At 42.0% G+C, this 16,601-nt stretch carries 12 protein-coding genes; 6 read left to right on the forward strand and 6 right to left on the reverse strand.

Annotated elements, in window-relative coordinates:
* The first annotated feature begins 133 nt into the window (after nucleotides 1–133).
* Genes PR833_RS01440 through PR833_RS01460 form a run of 5 tightly spaced genes read left to right on the forward strand, consistent with a single transcriptional unit; the run spans nucleotide 134 to nucleotide 6,313 of the window.
* Complete coding sequence (locus PR833_RS01440; RefSeq protein WP_014656216.1) at nucleotides 134–1,372, forward strand: NRAMP family divalent metal transporter; 1,239 nt, start codon at nucleotides 134–136, stop codon at nucleotides 1,370–1,372.
* A gap of 15 nt (nucleotides 1,373–1,387) precedes the next feature.
* The gene (locus PR833_RS01445) at nucleotides 1,388–2,161 is read left to right on the forward strand and encodes a LamB/YcsF family protein (protein ID WP_272525834.1); all 774 of its coding nucleotides are present in this window, start codon (nucleotides 1,388–1,390) and stop codon (nucleotides 2,159–2,161) included.
* The gene (locus PR833_RS01450) at nucleotides 2,158–2,964 is read left to right on the forward strand and encodes a putative hydro-lyase (protein WP_272525835.1); all 807 of its coding nucleotides are present in this window, start codon (nucleotides 2,158–2,160) and stop codon (nucleotides 2,962–2,964) included. The genes PR833_RS01445 and PR833_RS01450 overlap by 4 nt, the downstream gene beginning before the upstream one ends.
* 9 nt (nucleotides 2,965–2,973) lie before the next feature.
* Nucleotides 2,974–4,581, forward strand: a complete 1,608-nt coding sequence (locus PR833_RS01455) for a 5-oxoprolinase/urea amidolyase family protein (protein ID WP_088499213.1) — start codon at nucleotides 2,974–2,976, stop codon at nucleotides 4,579–4,581.
* Nucleotides 4,574–6,313, forward strand: coding sequence for an acetyl/propionyl/methylcrotonyl-CoA carboxylase subunit alpha (locus PR833_RS01460; protein WP_004920957.1), 1,740 nt, complete (start codon nucleotides 4,574–4,576; stop codon nucleotides 6,311–6,313). Before PR833_RS01455 ends, PR833_RS01460 begins: the two co-directional genes overlap by 8 nt.
* Before the next feature lie 44 nt (nucleotides 6,314–6,357).
* Here the strand turns inward: PR833_RS01460 and PR833_RS01465 are convergent, their stop codons facing one another.
* A complete protein-coding gene (locus tag PR833_RS01465) occupies nucleotides 6,358–6,627 on the reverse strand; it encodes a hypothetical protein (protein WP_014656212.1) in 270 nt (89 codons plus the stop codon).
* Nucleotides 6,628–7,292: 665 nt separating this feature from the next.
* Nucleotides 7,293–8,744 (reverse strand): class II fumarate hydratase, encoded by a 1,452-nt coding sequence (gene fumC / locus PR833_RS01470; RefSeq protein WP_004920952.1) that lies wholly within the window; start codon nucleotides 8,742–8,744, stop codon nucleotides 7,293–7,295.
* 693 nt (nucleotides 8,745–9,437) lie between these two features.
* On the opposite strand from fumC, the gene PR833_RS01475 reads away from it, so the two are divergent.
* On the forward strand, nucleotides 9,438–9,980 hold the full coding sequence (locus tag PR833_RS01475; RefSeq protein WP_004920950.1) for a DUF924 family protein: 543 nt from the start codon (nucleotides 9,438–9,440) through the stop codon (nucleotides 9,978–9,980).
* 774 nt (nucleotides 9,981–10,754) lie between these two features.
* On the opposite strand, the gene PR833_RS01480 is transcribed toward PR833_RS01475, so the two are convergent.
* From PR833_RS01480 to PR833_RS01495, 4 genes are all read right to left on the reverse strand, one after another.
* Complete coding sequence (locus tag PR833_RS01480) at nucleotides 10,755–11,531, reverse strand: dimethyl sulfoxide reductase anchor subunit family protein (protein ID WP_004920946.1); 777 nt, start codon at nucleotides 11,529–11,531, stop codon at nucleotides 10,755–10,757.
* Nucleotide 11,532: 1 nt separating this feature from the next.
* Complete coding sequence (locus PR833_RS01485) at nucleotides 11,533–12,150, reverse strand: DMSO/selenate family reductase complex B subunit (RefSeq protein ID WP_014656207.1); 618 nt, start codon at nucleotides 12,148–12,150, stop codon at nucleotides 11,533–11,535.
* A gap of 11 nt (nucleotides 12,151–12,161) precedes the next feature.
* Complete coding sequence (locus PR833_RS01490) at nucleotides 12,162–14,591, reverse strand: DMSO/selenate family reductase complex A subunit (RefSeq protein WP_004920940.1); 2,430 nt, start codon at nucleotides 14,589–14,591, stop codon at nucleotides 12,162–12,164.
* A gap of 297 nt (nucleotides 14,592–14,888) precedes the next feature.
* Complete coding sequence (locus tag PR833_RS01495) at nucleotides 14,889–16,154, reverse strand: mechanosensitive ion channel family protein (protein ID WP_014656205.1); 1,266 nt, start codon at nucleotides 16,152–16,154, stop codon at nucleotides 14,889–14,891.
* Nucleotides 16,155–16,601: the final 447 nt, after the last annotated feature.

Raw genomic sequence — 16,601 nt, forward strand, 5'->3', positions numbered from 1 at the left:
ACTATTAATTGTTCAACAATATATTAAAGATAGATTAACAATAATGTGTATTGGTAGAACAATGGCATGATTATTGCCTTTATAACTAACACAACATCGATAACGACAAAAACAATCCGAAAGGAGTATGCACATGGCAGCTCAAGAAAGTACCAGCACAGCAGAGTTCATAAAAAATAGGCGTACCTCATTGATTGGGGCAATATTTTTAATGGCGACATCTGCAATAGGGCCAGGTTTTATTACTCAAACAGCAACTTTTACTGTTACCTTAGGAGCCGCGTTTGCTTTTGGGATCTTGGCATCCATTATTATTGACTTTGTGGTGCAACAGAATATTTGGCGAGTGGTTACTCTAACCAAAATGCATTCATCGGATATCGCTAATGCCACCATCCCCGGAAGTGGCTATCTACTTGCAGTATTGGTGATTTTTGGTGGTTTGATTTTTAATATCGGTAATATCGCAGGGGCTGGATTAGGGTTAAATGCCCTTGTTGGGTTAGATCCCAAATGGGGCGGGCTGCTCAGTGCCCTGTTAGCGATATATATCTTCTCTTCCCGTAAAGCGAGTACCTTCATTGACCGCGTGATCATTTTGTTAGGCCTAGTCATGATCGGTTTAACGCTGTTTGTGGCCTTTGCTTCCAATCCACCCGTTGGTGAAGCATTACGCCAAAGCGTGCTACCAGATACCGTTGATTTTGCGATGATTACTACCATTGTTGGCGGTACGGTAGGGGGCTATATCTGCTATGCTGGTGCCCATCGTTTACTAGATAAAGGGGCTGTTGGAGTTGAAAACATCCATGTTGTTTCAAGCGCTGCAACTAAAGGGATCTTAGTTGTCGGATTAATGCGCTATATTTTATTTCTTGCCATTCTTGGTGTGGTGGCAAGTGGCGTGACAATTGATATATCAGGCCAAGCTGCTAACCCTGCCTCTCAAGCTTTCCAAGCGGCAGCTGGGAATTTTGGCTTACGCATTTTCGGGTTGATTTTATGGGCGGCTGCATTAACGAGTGTTATCGGTGCTGCTTATACCTCCATGAGTTTCATTACCGCGTTTAAAAAATCCATCACAGAAAGGCAACGTAATATTGCCACCATCTTATTTATCGCAATATCGCTGGCGGTCTACTTAATGATGGGAACCGCACCTGCCGCATTATTAGTTTTTGCTGGTGGGTTTAATGGTCTGATCTTACCGATTGGTTTAACCATCTTTGTTTATATCGGGTGGAAACGTGCCGATTTGATGTCCGGCTATCACTATCCACGTTGGTTGTTATGGTCCGGTATCATTGTCTGTGCATTAACATGGTATATGGGGGCTATGTCGGTTGAAGCAATTTTTAACTACTTGAAATAGAGGTCAAATAGAACAATGAAAAAAATCATCGATTTAAACAGTGATCTCGGGGAAAGCTTTGGTCAATGGAAAATGGGCAATGATACAGCCATGCTGAAAATTGTCAGTAGTGCAAATATCGCCTGTGGTTTTCATGCAGGCTCGCCAGAAGGTATTTTGCGAACATTAAAAGCGGCGAAATTGAACCATGTTACGGTAGGGGCACATGTAGGCTATCCAGACTTAGTGGGCTTTGGGCGGCGCAATATGGATATCGCCTCGGATGAACTGAGCGCTGATGTTATTTATCAAATAGGTGCACTTAAAGGGCTTGCAACTGCGGTTGGTTGCCAAGTCAGCTATGTTAAGCCTCATGGGGCACTGTATAACACCATCGCCCATGATAAGCGTCAAGCAATGGCTGTTATTGATGCGATATGCGCTATCGATTCACAGTTAGTTTTGGTTGCACTTGCAGGCTCTACACTGATTGGATGGGCCAAAGAGCGAGGGCTAACCGTTATTGCAGAGGCATTTGCGGATAGGGCTTATCACTCTAATGGTGCTTTGGTTTCCCGTCGGGAAGCCGGTTCGGTATTACATGATCCTGAGCAAGTTGCACAGCGCATGCTGCAATTAGTGAATGAAGGGGGAGTAATATCAATTGAAGGGGATTTTACGCCGATCGAAGCGGGCTCTATTTGTGTTCATGGTGATAGCCCTGGGGCATTAGCGATGGCGCAAAATGTGCGTGAGTTATTACAACAGCATGGTGTTGAAATCAGAGCTTTTTCGGGAGGGGCCCTATGACAAGTTTATTTAAGGCGTCAGAAAAAGCGATTATGGCAGCAAGAGCCGCAAGAGAAGCTATTCGACAAGGTTTTGATAAACCGACGGCGGGCTTGGCTGCTGGATTGACTCAAGCCAATATGATTGCGTTGCCTCGTGATTGGGCCTTTGATTTTTTATTGTATGCACAACGCAATCCGAAAAGCTGCCCTGTACTGGATGTATGCGAAGCGGGGAGTTGGCAAACCATTTTGGCTGAAGGGGCCGATTTGCGAACGGATATCCCTCGTTATCGCGTTTGGCAACAGGGGAAGCTGGTGGATGAGATCACGGATGCCAGCAAGATTTATCATCAACATACTGACTTAGTGACTTTTTTAATCGGTTGCAGCTTTACTTTTGAAACATCATTGATAGAAGCGGGTATTGATGTACGGCATATCACGGATAAAACCAATGTGCCAATGTATAAAACCAATCGGTTATGCCGTCCAGCGGGGCGATTACATGGAGAGCTCGTGGTTTCAATGCGGCCTATCGCTGCGGAGCGTGTAGCGGATGCGGTCAGTATTACAGGGCGTTTTCCATCGGTTCATGGAACCCCTGTTCATATTGGCGCCCCTGAACAATTAGGGATTGTCGATATTATGCAACCTGATTTTGGCGATCCAGTTCGCATTGAAGAGGGAGAAATACCTGTGTTTTGGGCTTGCGGTGTAACGCCACAAGCAGCCGTGATGAAATCAGGCGTCCCATTTGCCTTAAGCCATGCGCCGGGGCATATGTTTATAACGGATATTCCTGATGCAGCCTATCATGTATAAGGGGGTTTAATGCGATTTTTACCTGTCAATTTAAGCACTTTTATGATTGAGCTACAAAGTCTTGAAGAGACAATGGCTCTGACGGATGTGCTGCGTAACATGTCACGTCAGCTTGCGATTGAAGAAATTACACCAGCAGCAAGAACCGTTTTAGTTCGCTTTAATCCTGTTATTACGAATGCCAATATCATCATTGATGAAATTGAAAGGTTAGATATTTCGAAGGCGGATCTTAAATTAGGCCAGTTGGTGACTATCCCTGTTCACTATAACGGTGAAGATCTTGCTGATGTTGCTGAACACCTAGGGGTGTCAATTGATGAAGTAATAAGAAGACACACTAACAATGAATACCAAGTGGCTTTTTGTGGCTTTGCTCCAGGGTTTGCTTATATGGTTGCAAAAAATGCCCAATTAAATGTACCACGTCGGCCATCACCACGGATCCGAATTCCGGCTGGCTCTGTTGCTTTAGCTGGCGAGTTCAGTAGCGTCTATCCTCAAGCAAGTCCAGGGGGATGGCAATTAATTGGCGTTACACCAACGGCTGTATGGGATTTACATCGCACAGAGCCTGCACTGTTAAAACCGGGGTATCGTGTCAATTTTGTTGATGCTGCGAAAACGGGGATCACCTATAGCCTACCTCAGCCAACAGTTGAGCATCATAAGGATAGCCAACGTAGTGATATCACTGTCCTTGCCACAGGATTACAAACGTTATTACAGGATATTGGGCGAATAGGGCAGGCTGCATTGGGAATTTCTGAATCCGGAGCTATGGATAAAGGCGCGCTACGAAGCGCAAATCGGTTGGTAGGAAATGCAATCCATGAAGCAGTGTTGGAAATTACTCAAGGGGGTTTTAAAGCACAGGCAAATAAACCGTTATTGGTAGCAGTCACAGGGGCATGTTGTGATATCGAAATTACGACAGCCGAAGGTGTTACCTATTGCGCACAGCAATATCAAGCGATTCATTTAGCCTCGGGGGATATTATTCGCTTAGGAACGGCAACAAAAGGCGTGCGTAGCTATTTTGCGATACGCGGTGGCATCCAAAGTACGCCTGTTCTTGGTAGCTGTTCTTTTGACACATTAGCACAGGTAGGGCCTGCACCATTAACGGTAGGGCAGACATTAGCGGTTAAATCACTTAAACAACCAACGGCTATTTCACTTGATGAACAACCTGCATTTAACTACCCAAGTACGAGTGATGTGGTGGTGCTAGATATCATTTTAGGGCCTCGAACTGATTGGTTTACTCCACAGGCGGTACAACGGTTAACGTCACAATTATGGCAGGTTACGGCAGCATCCAATCGTATCGGGTTACGCTTGGCGGGCGATGCGGCTATTGAGCGTGCAATACATCAAGAGTTACCCAGTGAGGGGACGTGTATTGGGGCAATTCAAATCCCTGCGAATGGACAACCGGTCTTATTTTTGAATGACCATCCGTTAACTGGAGGTTATCCGGTTATTGGTGCGGTATGTGAATATCACTTGGATTTAGCGGGGCAGCTACCCGTTAATGCCCAAATACAATTTAACCCAATCGGGGTATTTAAAGAATATGAAGGGAGTCGGGATACTTATGCCTACAATGAATAATCAAACTAAACATAAAGTATTGATCGCAAACCGTGGCGAAATAGCAGTTCGCATTATTCGTGCGTGTCGGGATATTGGCTTCGATTCAGTCGCGGTTTACGCGGATCCTGATATTAACGCATTGCATGTTCAGATGGCGGATGAAGCATATGGATTATCGGGAAGTACACCCGCCGAAAGCTATCTGGATATGGATAAATTACTTGAGGTAGCGAAAAAATCAGGGGCAACCATGGTACACCCTGGTTATGGTTTTCTATCAGAACGTGCAGAGTTTGCTCGTGCGGTACAAGGGTTGGGCTTGATTTGGGTTGGCCCAGAACCTGAAACCATAGACATATTGGGTGATAAAGTCAAAGCTCGTCAAATTGCAATGCAGGTCGGCGCACCTTTAGTGGCAGGAACCAAAGAGCCCGTCAAAGAGGCCAAAGAAGTCGTTGAATTTGCCCATACCAATGGTTTGCCGATTGCGATTAAAGCGGCCTATGGCGGTGGCGGTCGAGGCTTAAAGGTAGCATGGCACATGGAAGAGGTAGAGGAGCTATATCACTCTGCGGTACGAGAGGCGACAGCGGCTTTTGGGCGAGGCGAGTGTTTCCTAGAGCAGTTTTTACATAATCCTCGGCATATTGAAGCGCAAGTTATTGCGGATAAATTTGGCAACGTGGTTGTCGTGGGAACGCGTGATTGTTCTTTACAACGACGAAATCAAAAATTAGTGGAGGAGTCACCAGCGCCATTTTTATCAGAACAATTACAACAACAAGTGATTAAAGCGTCTGTCGATATTTGTAGTCACGCCAATTATGTGGGGGCGGGAACCGTCGAATTTTTGTTAAGCCAAGATGGCAAATTGTCATTTCTTGAGGTGAATACGCGTTTACAAGTTGAGCACCCTATTACCGAAGAGACTGCGGGGATTGACTTAGTCATTGAGCAATTACGGATAGCACAAGGTTTACCATTAAGTATCCGCGAAACCCCTAAACCACGAGGGCATGCTTTTGAGTTTCGTATTAACGCAGAAGATGCAGGAAATGGTTTTTTACCCACACCGGGGGTTATCCTTAAATTTGATCCCCCATCCGGCCCGGGTATCCGTTTAGACAGTGGTGTTGTGGCAGGGGCGACTATCCCAAGTACGTTTGATTCTTTAATGGCAAAACTGATTGTCATTGGCAATACACGCGAACAAGCTATCCAGCGCGCTCGCCGTGCTTTAGGCGAATTTTCGATTGAAGGCGTGGCATCCGTACTGCCTTTCCATCGCGCGGTGATGGAGCATGCTGACTTTTGTGAAAGGTTTAATGTGCATACTCGCTGGATTGAAACTGAATTTTCTGTTGAGATTGCACCAGCAAAACGGCAATTACCACAAAATAACCCACAAATAACGCGTACCTTTATTGAAATCGATGGGAAGCGCTGTGAGCTTGGTTTACCGACACAATGGTTAGCTGGGTTAGCGATGCCATCGACAGAGCAGGCTTCAATAACGAATCATCAAGCGGTCGCACAAGATCAGCAAGTGAATGCCCCTATTTCAGGCGTACTGTTTAGTTGGTTAGTTGAAGAAGGCGACACGGTTGCTCAAGGAGAGGTTATTGGTGTCATGGAAGCGATGAAAATGGAAGTACAGGTGATCGCTCACCGTGCCGGTACGCTGAAATATATTGTCAATAAGGGTGATTATATTGATGCAGATAGCGTAATTGCAGAAATAAATGACTAGTTCACTCTGGAGCAAGTGTTTACTTGCTCCCGTTTAAATAACCATTATCGCGAAATACGTTCAGGGAGTGCACGCAATGGTGGGTTAGGGGCGGGCACACTGTGCTTATCGTCTTTTTTGATTTCTTCGCTATCGCGATAGACTTCACCACACATAAAATAGAGGTTAGGGCGCTTTGATTCGAGATAAGATTTACGGGTGATACACTGATCTTGTGTAAAAATGGTCTCAGTCACAGGCAATGCATCACAGGCATCTGTGCCACAAGGACTTACCCATAATGCCCAGCCAATGAGTACCATATGTCCTGCCATTTCGAGCCGCTCCTCCAACGAGTATTGGGTTAATACCATGCCACAGTGTGGTGGCTGAATTGACTGTTGATGATCTAAATAATGCAATGACAATTGTTAACCCGATAAATGTTGATATAAACGAGCATTAATTGGGTTTACGCGGATCTTACCATTGCATTTATCAAATGTATGTAATTGCGTGAAAAATCATTTTAAATTGGCATTAAATAGCAAATCAATAAAATTATTGGAATGGCAACCGTAAAAAGGGTTAAATCGAACGTATTTTATTTTTAACAATTTGGTTCTACAGCGAATTAGCTAACGTGTATAGGTGTATCGGCCGCGACAGCATAGTGAATATAATGCTTGATCAAACTATCATAATACATATTGCTTCTATTATAGAACAGTGGTGTACATTGACTAGACGTCAGCGAAGGGCGAATAGTGTAAAGGGTGGATTATTCCAAAATTACGCCACACAGTTGTATTTTTTGTGGGTGAACTCAGCGAAAATAATAGGTCTAAGCCAAAATCCGGTTAAGCTAAATTTTAATGTCACTAGGTGGTAATATATCACTTATGCTATTCCCCCTGAAATATATAATAATGTTATTTCAAGGGGGTATCTTGTTTTGCTTACTGTGGTATTGCTATTTTAATCATCATAAAAAGATGGGTTAAGCACCCGATAAACCATTGCCAGTCATATCGATTGGATTCACATATTTATTAAAGTCTTCTTCACTTATTTTTCCTGAAGCGATAGCGGATTCTTTTAAAGTGATATTTTTGGCTATGGCATTTTCTGCAATATGCGCCGCATTTTGATAACCAATAATAGGTGACAAAGCGGTAACTAACATCACACTGTTATCGACATACTCAGTGATTTTAGCGGTATTTAATTGCGTACCTTCAACAGAAAACTCTCTAAATTTATGGCAACCATCAGCTAAAATACGAATTGAATGTAGCAAGTTATTGATAATAACAGGGCGCATCGCATTTAATTCAAAGTTACCTTGGCTGCCTGACATGGCGATTGCAGTATCATTGCCCATCACTTGAATACCTATCATCACAATTGCTTCGCATTGAGTTGGGTTAACCTTACCTGGCATGATTGAAGAGCCTGGTTCATTAGAAGGTAAAATTAACTCACTAAAGCCACAGCGAGGACCCGAAGCTAACCAGCGCATGTCGTTGGCGATCTTAATGAGTGCAACAGCTAATCCACGAATAGATGCGTGTGTGCGAACTAACGCATCCAGAGAGCCTTGCGCAGTAAATTTATTGGGTGCAGTAATAAAGGGTTTTTGAGTCAACTCAGCTATTTTATCGGCAACATCTTTTGAAAAACCGGCTGGTGCATTGAGACCTGTACCAACAGCGGTGCCGCCAACCGCGAGCTTATAAAGATCTAATTTACTACGTTTAATATCTTCGAGAGCATCTCTGAGTTGACCTGCCCAACCATACCACTCTTGACCAACAGTTAAAGGCACGGCATCTTCCAGATGAGTACGGCCAATTTTCACTACATTCATCCAAGTGCTGGCTTTTTTCTCAATAACATCAATTAAACTTTCAATACTTGGGATTAATTGCTCATCAAGTGCAAAAATGGCAGCAATATGCATCGCGGTTGGGAAGGTATCATTAGATGACTGCCCCATATTGACATCATCATTTGGCCCTATGGGCGATTGACTTCCCAACGTTCCACCAAGCAACTGAATTGCACGATTGGAAATAACTTCGTTCACATTCATATTCGATTGTGTGCCAGAGCCAGTCTGCCAAACATAAAGAGGATAATGCTCATCCAATTGACCATTAATAGTTTCATCCGCAGCGATAACAATCGCCTCTTTTTTCCACTCAGGAAGTCGGTTAGCAGCACAGTTAACTAACGCACAAGCTTTTTTGATATAACCATAAGCGTGATACACTTCTTTTGGCATTAAATCGTTGCCAATATTAAAATGCTGTAATGAACGCTGAGTTTGTGCTCCCCAATAACGGTCGGCAGGAACATTTATTTTCCCCATACTATCGAATTCTTCACGAAAACCTGTCTCATTAATACCGATTGGTAATGTCTTATTTAGACTGTATTTATTTTCCATTATAAATTCCTAATGATGAGAGGATGTATATCTAGGGAATATTATTTAGGATATATATTTTTTGTTCAAATCATTTATAAAAAATAAATAAAAAATCAATTAATGATGATTTGATTTCGATTTCACTTGTAAATTAACAGAAATTAACTGTGAAAAAATTCTATGCAACAAAAATAAATATTAAAAAGAAAAATAAATAGAGGGAAAAGGAGAAATAAATTTATTTAATATTAAGTCAAATAGTTTAAGTGGCAAAAGTAGACTTACTTATGTTCTCCTCAAAACATTGTCTAGATAACCCATATTGGTTGTATTAATAGTGAGAAGCGTATCAGTGAAGTAAAAAATCATTGAGCGTGTAACAATGCCGCGATGAATACGTTATTCATAAGGGGGATAAACGGTGTCTAGTAACATTCCTTTAGTCTCAAGATTATTGGATTATTAATAATACCTATCAGAATAAGTTAACACATGGGATCTGATTATTTTTTATCAGATTTTTAATGGACTATCTATCCTTGATGATTAATTTATATGCACTATTACTCGCTGATTTTGGAAGCGCTTCGCAAAAATACAAAATATTTATCTGAAGATTGCAGTTTTAAGAAGTAGCTCATAACAATACTATAAGGTTTTATTTACGATAAAAAATAACTTATCACTAACAAATTTAGGCTTATAACGATTATGAATACCATGGAAAACGTTTTAACATTTTGGTTTGAGGAGTCAACCTCAAAACAGTGGTTTGAAAAAAATGAAAAGTTTGATGCTCTTATTATGCAGCGTTTCGGCGGAACACTAGAGCGTGCAGCAAAAGGAGAGTTAGCTTATTGGCGTATTTCTATTCGTGGGCGCTTAGCTGAGATTATCGTTTTAGATCAGTTCTCTCGCAATGTGTGGCGTGATACACCGAAAGCTTTTGCCCAAGACCAAATGGCACTGGTATTGGCTCAAGAAGCGATAAAACAAGCAGATTATAATTTGCTGCCACTATCTCAACGCAAATTTATTTTAATGCCGTTTATGCACTCTGAATCAAGCTTTATTCATCAGCAAGCGGTTGAGCTATTTCGTGGCTTAGGGGATGACAATACGCTAAATTATGAAATGCAACATAAGGCGATTATTGATCGTTTTGGTCGTTATCCACATCGAAACCAGATATTGGGGCGTCCTTCTACTAAAGAGGAAATTGCCTTTTTACAGCAACCAAATTCCGCTTTTTAGGTAGTTTCTAAACGCTGGGGTGGCTAGGTTTGCCGTGAATGGAAACACTGCAAACCCCTGTTGATAAAATGAAGAAGATTTAGTGGTATCACTTATTGATTATTGTGAGAAAAAAGGCGAATGTATTGCTGCATTCTTTCGCTTTATTAAAAGATTTATTACTAAGGTTATTTTAAACAGGTGAAAAGGACCTCTCTAATGCCTTCTAATAACCATAATGCGTTGATATCATGTCTATCACTTTGTTTTGGTATAATTTGTTATTATCTTCAAGCTGTACAGCAGCTATTTTTTCCTTTTTATAGAGAAGGGGCAAATGCTTATCTGCTATTGCTAGCGTACTACAAATCAATGAGTTTATATTTACTCGGTTATTGGCTCTTTCTAATACCTGTATTTTACTTTTATCTCAAAAAAAGTTTGAATCATTTTCACCGCTACTTATTGTACTTTTTGATCCCAGGCCTTTTTTCTATACTCCTTTGGTTCATAGAACTTCTACCACGCAGCCATCAAATAGAGGGGCTAATAATTGAAATTATAGTAGCGGATATCCTCTTCGCTTATATTATAGGGGGGACATTTATTATCGCGCTAGTTGCGGTAATGTGTGATTTTTTAATGCAGAAAATTGCCTTAAAATGGAATACTGTATTGAGAAGGTCGCAGTGATGCTGGTGGCTTTAATTATTACTTTTGTGTTTATACGCTAATTAAAAAAAGAGCCTACATTCGCAGGCTCTTAACGTGATTATTAAATTGATACTCGTGGAACTACATGGTGATTTGCCATAAGTTATAAAAGGCAATACGTCCTGCAAGTTCAGCCAGTAAAACAGCACCCGCACATGTCGCTAATGTCGCTTTTGGTGCACGTTGTTTTAATGCCATACCGATAAATCCTGCCAAAGCAATAACTAAGACAACGACTTGGAAACCCCAAAAGCCAGTTTGCTCAGCGCTCAATGCTGGACCGGTTTCGGATAAGAACGCTTGATACCCCGCACGGCTAGCGAAAATAACCAACGCACCGATAAGGAAAGAGGCGATCCCTAATCCACGAGCGCCAATAGCTATTGCTAAAGCACCACCGCCAACTAACATGGTCATCCACATTTGCAGCGTAGTATAGCCCGTATTCCAGTTTGCGATTGAAGCAATGTTATAAACCTGTGGAATTGACCAAACAAACGCCACACCTGAAATAACCGCGGCAATATTCGCTAATTCACGTAGCAATGCTTGTTTATAAAAGAGTGTAAAAAACAAGGTTGCAGCGGCAAAAGTGACGAAGACACCACTTAAAAAGGCTTCGTTACTCATCGGTGAGCGACCAACACCTAGCAACATATTGAAAAAGCGCAGTGGTTGGCCCACATGTAGGCCACCAATACCTAATCCAATAATCATCACAACAAAGGCGAGGATATTGGCATTTTTCAGTTGCTTTTCATCAATTGAACCTATTTTTTTACTTAAATAAGCTAATAAAAATAGCCCAGCAGCAGACTGCCCCAACACGGTGAAAAAGACTAGTGGTAATTCATGCATTTTACACCTCCGCAGGGTTTTTTAGTTCACCACTTTTATCGCCAGAAGGTTTGGCATCTTTATGTGGTTTAATAACGATGTTTGGATTGGTAAGGCTAGGGTCTGGCATAGGCGCAATACCACACTCTGTACCGTGAAGCTCACGTAGGACATTGATATCATCAAAGTCCAATGCACGTTGTGGGCATGACTCAACGCAAACGGGTTTCATACCTTTAGCAACGCGCTCGTAGCAGCCATCACATTTGCTCATCAGTTTTTTCTTCTCGTCATATTGCGGCGCACCGTATGGGCAGCGTAATTCGCAGTAACGACAACCGACACAAACGGTTTGGTCAACAACGACAAGACCATCTTCGGCACGTTTGTGCATCGCCCCTGTTGGGCAACCTTCCACACAGGTTGGATTAGAGCAATGGTTACAAGAGATAGATAAATAGTAGCTATAGACATTTTGCTGCCAAATACCATCTTGTTTTTGCCAACTACCACCACCAAATTCGTATACACGGCGGAATTTAGGGCCTAAATCGAGATCTTTTTCGTCCTTACAACTGACTTGACACGTTTTACAGCCAGTACATTTTGTGGAGTCAAAATAAAAGCCATACTGTTTCATCAATTAACTCCTTAAGCGCGTTTCACTTCAACAAGATTAGTATGTTGTGGTGTTCCTTTCGCTAGTGGTGAAGGAACTTGTGAGGTGAGGGTATTGATACAGCCTCCTGTATCTAATCCTGCTTGATCCAAAGTGCGCCATGCGCCTTGTGGAACGGCAATAACCCCCGGTAATACGCGCTCAGTCACTTTAACTCTAATCTGAATGCGACCACGGTCGTTGAAAATTTCTGCAATATCACCATTGCTTAAACCACGCTCTTGCGCGTCGATTGGGTTAAGCCAGAATTGATGAGGGATCGCTTCACGTAACATTTCAACATTAAAATAGCTTGAATGGACGTGACCTTTGTCGTGGAAACCGGTCATTAACAGAGGGTAAGTCTGTTGATTACGTTGCTGCTCAACACCTTCTTTGTTTGCACAGTACTCAGGGATGGCAGGAATACGTTGACCCTCAGGGAGCTCCCAGTTTTTAACGCGCTCTGCTAACTGCTCAGAATAGATTTCAATCTTACCTGATGGCGTTTTCAGTGGATTCGCAATCGGGTCATCACGGAAATCTTTTAGGGCAATGTGTTTTGACGTATCAGCAAATCGACGGTCAATAATGCCTGCACCATCTGTTTCACTAAATTCAGGTAGATGAGGCATAGTTTCACGGGTTTTATTGTAGCAATACTCAATCCACTCTTCATAAGTGCGACCTTCAGTAAACTGCTCTTTTACACCCATTTTTTCTGCAATTTCGGCCAATACATCATAGTTAGGGCGATTTTCCCACAATGGCTCGATAGCATTTTGTAAACGCACCAGATAATGATATGCGCCACTTGCGTAAGAGTTGTTGATCAGATCGTTGGTTTCAACAGGAGTAACATCTGGCAACAGTAAATCAGCGTATTTAGCCGATGGAGTATTATGATTATCCCAAACTAAGATAAATTCACATTTTGACTCGTCAGATAGAATTTCATGTGTTTTATTCAAGTCAGCGTGCTGGTTACCAATAACATTACTGGAGTAACACCACATGAACTTAATATCGTTGTTTAGCTTATCTGCACCTTTGATACCGCCATTTTCTGCGGTTAACTCTTTGCCGCGCACGATCGCTTCTGTCCACATAAAGGATGGCAGCGTTGCTTTGACAGGGTTTGGTAAACTAAATCCGGCAACAGGATAAGCAATGCTATTACCCCATAGGCCAGTGTTAGTACCTGGACGACCGATGTTGCCTGACATAATAGGTAGCATCATAATGGAGCGGCAAGCCTGTTCGCCATTCTCAGTACGCTGTAGACCCCAACCTTGTGAAATCCAAGCATGATTTGCGTTACCAATTTCACGAGCCAGTTGAATGATCCGCGAAACAGAAATACCTGTTAGCTTACTTGCCCATTCAGGTGTTTTCGCAATGCCATCAGGGCCATTTCCTAAAATATAATCTTTGTAGGAGCCATTACGTGGCGCTGAAGCAGGGAGTGTGCTCTCATCCCAACCGACACAATAGTTTTTCAAAAACGCTTCATCAGTTAGGCCTTCTTGGATCATCACATAACCCAATGCAGCAACCAGCGCGGCATCCGTACCAGGATAGATTGGGATCCATTCTGCGCCTAGCGTCGTCACGCTGTCAGTGCGACGAGGGTCAATAATGATGACTTTAGCTTTACTTTTCTCAAGTGCGTTCAATGTTTCATAAAATTGACCGCCACCAGACATACGCGTTTCGGCAAGGTTATGACCAAACATCACGACTAAGTCAGAGTTTTGGATCTCAGATAGGAGCGATTCTTCAACGCTACCGTATACATACGGTGTGATTTCCATTAATTGAGCATAGGAATAGGTGCCGTAGTCACCGAGAAAACCACCGGTTAGGCTTAATAAACGTTTACAGGCCGCACGACCATGTAAATTCGCCCCTGTCGAACCCGTACCATACTGATAATAAATGGCATCACTACCATATTTATCAATAGTGTATTTTAGTTTTTCTGCAATGATAGTAGTCGCTTCATCCCAACTGATTTTCTTGAACTTACCTTCGCCACGTTTACCAACACGTACCATTGGGTATTTCAAACGATCTGGGTTATAGGTTTTCCAACGTACAGAGCGACCACGTAAACATGGACGAATTTGGTGTTCGCCCAAAGTTGAGTCGTCGTACATGGTTTCGTTAGAAATACGGCTGATAACACCATCTTTAACATGGACTTTGAGTGGACAACGGCTACCACAGTTAACTAAGCAAGCGCTGTAACTGATTTTCTCGTTGACTTCATCAGGCATGATCTCTGGTGTTTTTGCTTGAGCGGTAAAAGGAAGAGTGATTGAGCCTGCAACAGCAGCAGCGGTAGCAACCGTTGCAGAGGTTTGAATAAACTCCCTCCGACTCAGCTCTCCAAAATGAGTATTTTTATTTGTTTTATGCATTGACATTGCCTATATGTAAAGTTCGACATCACTTTCTTGTTTTATATGTTAAAAAAAGTCACTCATCAGCAACATGACCTACATCAACAATATCCCTGATAAATTAGAGGAAATTAATTATTATCACATTAATTTTTAAAGGATTTTTTCTATTATCTAGAGGGGATAGTCGCATTTAAATTATCTATCGTTATGTGACTACTTATATAGAGAGGTGAGAGAAATAGAGGAAAAGAGGGGGTTCCCCCTCTTAAAAACTACTACCTAAGTTGTAATACCATAAATTAACTTAATTAATCACTGTTGGGTATTAGATCCAGTGACTGTTTGACCGATAGCTCGCATATCTGTGCCTGTTGGTGACTGGTGAACGCGCAGTTCAAACTGTGGCAGAATGGAGAAAATATGGTCAAAGATATCAGATTGGATCCCTTCATACTCAACCCAAACAGTGGTATTGGTAAAGGCATAAATTTCAATAGGTAACCCATTTGAGTCAGATTCAAGCTGCCTTACCATAATTGTCATATTTTTATGGATTTTAGGATGTGCCTTCAAATAAGCTTCAACATAGGCACGGAAAGTACCAATATTGGTTAGCCTACGCTGGTTAAGTGGTGTCACTCTATCTTCGGGAATAGACGAGTTAAAGACTTTAATTTCAGAAATTTTATCACCAATGTAGGGCTCTAAAAGATTCGCCTTAACTAAAGAGTCAATCTGCTCTTGGTCAAGAAAATGGATACTCGTGGTATCTAGGCGAATACTACGTTTAATACGACGCCCCCCTGATTCAGTCATCCCTTTCCAGTTTTTGAATGAGTCTGAAATCAAGGCATAAGTTGGAATAGTTGTAACAGTGTTATCCCAGTTACGCACTTTAACGGTTGTTAAACCAATGTCGGTGACAGCACCATCGGCGCCATATTTAGGCATTTCAAGCCAATCGCCAATGTTAACCATATTGTTTGCAGAGAGTTGGATCCCTGCGACTAACCCCATGATTGGGTCTTTAAAGACCAACATCATGACCGCCGTCATTGCACCTAATCCACTGAGTAGGATCAGAGGGGATTTTCCGATTAGCAGTGCAATGATCATAATTGCAATGAGTACGGATGCGATAAGTTTTACGCTTTGGAAGATCCCACGTAACGGCAGGTGAGCTGTTTTTGCGGCGCGCTGTAATACGCTAAGCAAAATATCGAGAATAGAGAAAAACGTAAGTAACCCAAACAGTAAGCACCAAGCCTGTGAAGCAACACTTAATATCTGTTGTGCGGTAGAGCCTGAATGAAGCCATAGAACGGCTTGGATGTTGACGACAACACCTTGGATAACAAACGCAATGCGATTAAATAGATTAAACTGGGTTAATTGACGTTGCCAGCCACTGCCTTTTTTCTGACCACTTTTCTCTATCCGAGGAAGGATAATTTTGTGCAGAATAAAATGCAAAATTAAGGCGACAACAAGAATTAAGCCTAATACGATTAACAGTGAAGCAATTTCGGCATAATCTTGGTTGAACTGGCGTACCCAGTCTAGCAGTTGCTGCTGCATGTGTTCTCCTTCTTTATTGGCATCCATTGTGCTGAAAGATGCTTTAGTTCAATTTTCCACTTTATAGACAACTTATAGATAGTAACATAAATTTAACCAAAACTCACCCATAATAGCGAAACAATCTAAGATAGCCAAAAATATAAGCCGAAAATATGCGTTTAAAGCGAAATGTGAGCCTTAAATAAACCTATAGAGGCTTAATTAGCAGGTAATAAAAACGGCTGACTGTATTGACAAGATATGGCTCGTCAATAGGCGGCATATCTCATTTAGTTATTTATGATGATTAAGTAGAGGGAGAGGAATTGGTGATATGGGGGCAACTGTGATTAACGCTATAGTTGGATAAAAAAACAGCCTTAATGAGTTAAGGCTGTATTGCAAAAAAATATGCACAGAACGCTAAAGATGAGGTAATAAAATATGCGCTGTCTTACATAAAAC

The sequence above is a fragment of the Providencia sp. PROV189 genome, assembly GCF_028480065.1.
Lineage (GTDB): Bacteria > Pseudomonadota > Gammaproteobacteria > Enterobacterales > Enterobacteriaceae > Providencia > Providencia stuartii.

Excerpts from the sequence above, each read along its gene's own strand:
- PR833_RS01495 (WP_014656205.1), bottom strand. The coding sequence starts at position 16,154 with ATGCAGCAGCAACTGCTAGACTGGGTACGCCAGTTCAACCAAGATTAT.
- PR833_RS01445 (WP_272525834.1), top strand. The coding sequence starts at position 1,388 with ATGAAAAAAATCATCGATTTAAACAGTGATCTCGGGGAAAGCTTTGGT.
- PR833_RS01490 (WP_004920940.1), bottom strand. The coding sequence starts at position 14,591 with ATGCATAAAACAAATAAAAATACTCATTTTGGAGAGCTGAGTCGGAGG.
- PR833_RS01455 (WP_088499213.1), top strand. The coding sequence starts at position 2,974 with ATGCGATTTTTACCTGTCAATTTAAGCACTTTTATGATTGAGCTACAA.
- PR833_RS01480 (WP_004920946.1), bottom strand. The coding sequence starts at position 11,531 with ATGCATGAATTACCACTAGTCTTTTTCACCGTGTTGGGGCAGTCTGCT.
- PR833_RS01475 (WP_004920950.1), top strand. The coding sequence starts at position 9,438 with ATGAATACCATGGAAAACGTTTTAACATTTTGGTTTGAGGAGTCAACC.
- PR833_RS01440 (WP_014656216.1), top strand. The coding sequence starts at position 134 with ATGGCAGCTCAAGAAAGTACCAGCACAGCAGAGTTCATAAAAAATAGG.
- fumC (WP_004920952.1), bottom strand. The coding sequence starts at position 8,744 with ATGGAAAATAAATACAGTCTAAATAAGACATTACCAATCGGTATTAAT.
- PR833_RS01460 (WP_004920957.1), top strand. The coding sequence starts at position 4,574 with ATGAATAATCAAACTAAACATAAAGTATTGATCGCAAACCGTGGCGAA.
- PR833_RS01465 (WP_014656212.1), bottom strand. The coding sequence starts at position 6,627 with ATGGCAGGACATATGGTACTCATTGGCTGGGCATTATGGGTAAGTCCT.
- PR833_RS01485 (WP_014656207.1), bottom strand. The coding sequence starts at position 12,150 with ATGAAACAGTATGGCTTTTATTTTGACTCCACAAAATGTACTGGCTGT.
- PR833_RS01450 (WP_272525835.1), top strand. The coding sequence starts at position 2,158 with ATGACAAGTTTATTTAAGGCGTCAGAAAAAGCGATTATGGCAGCAAGA.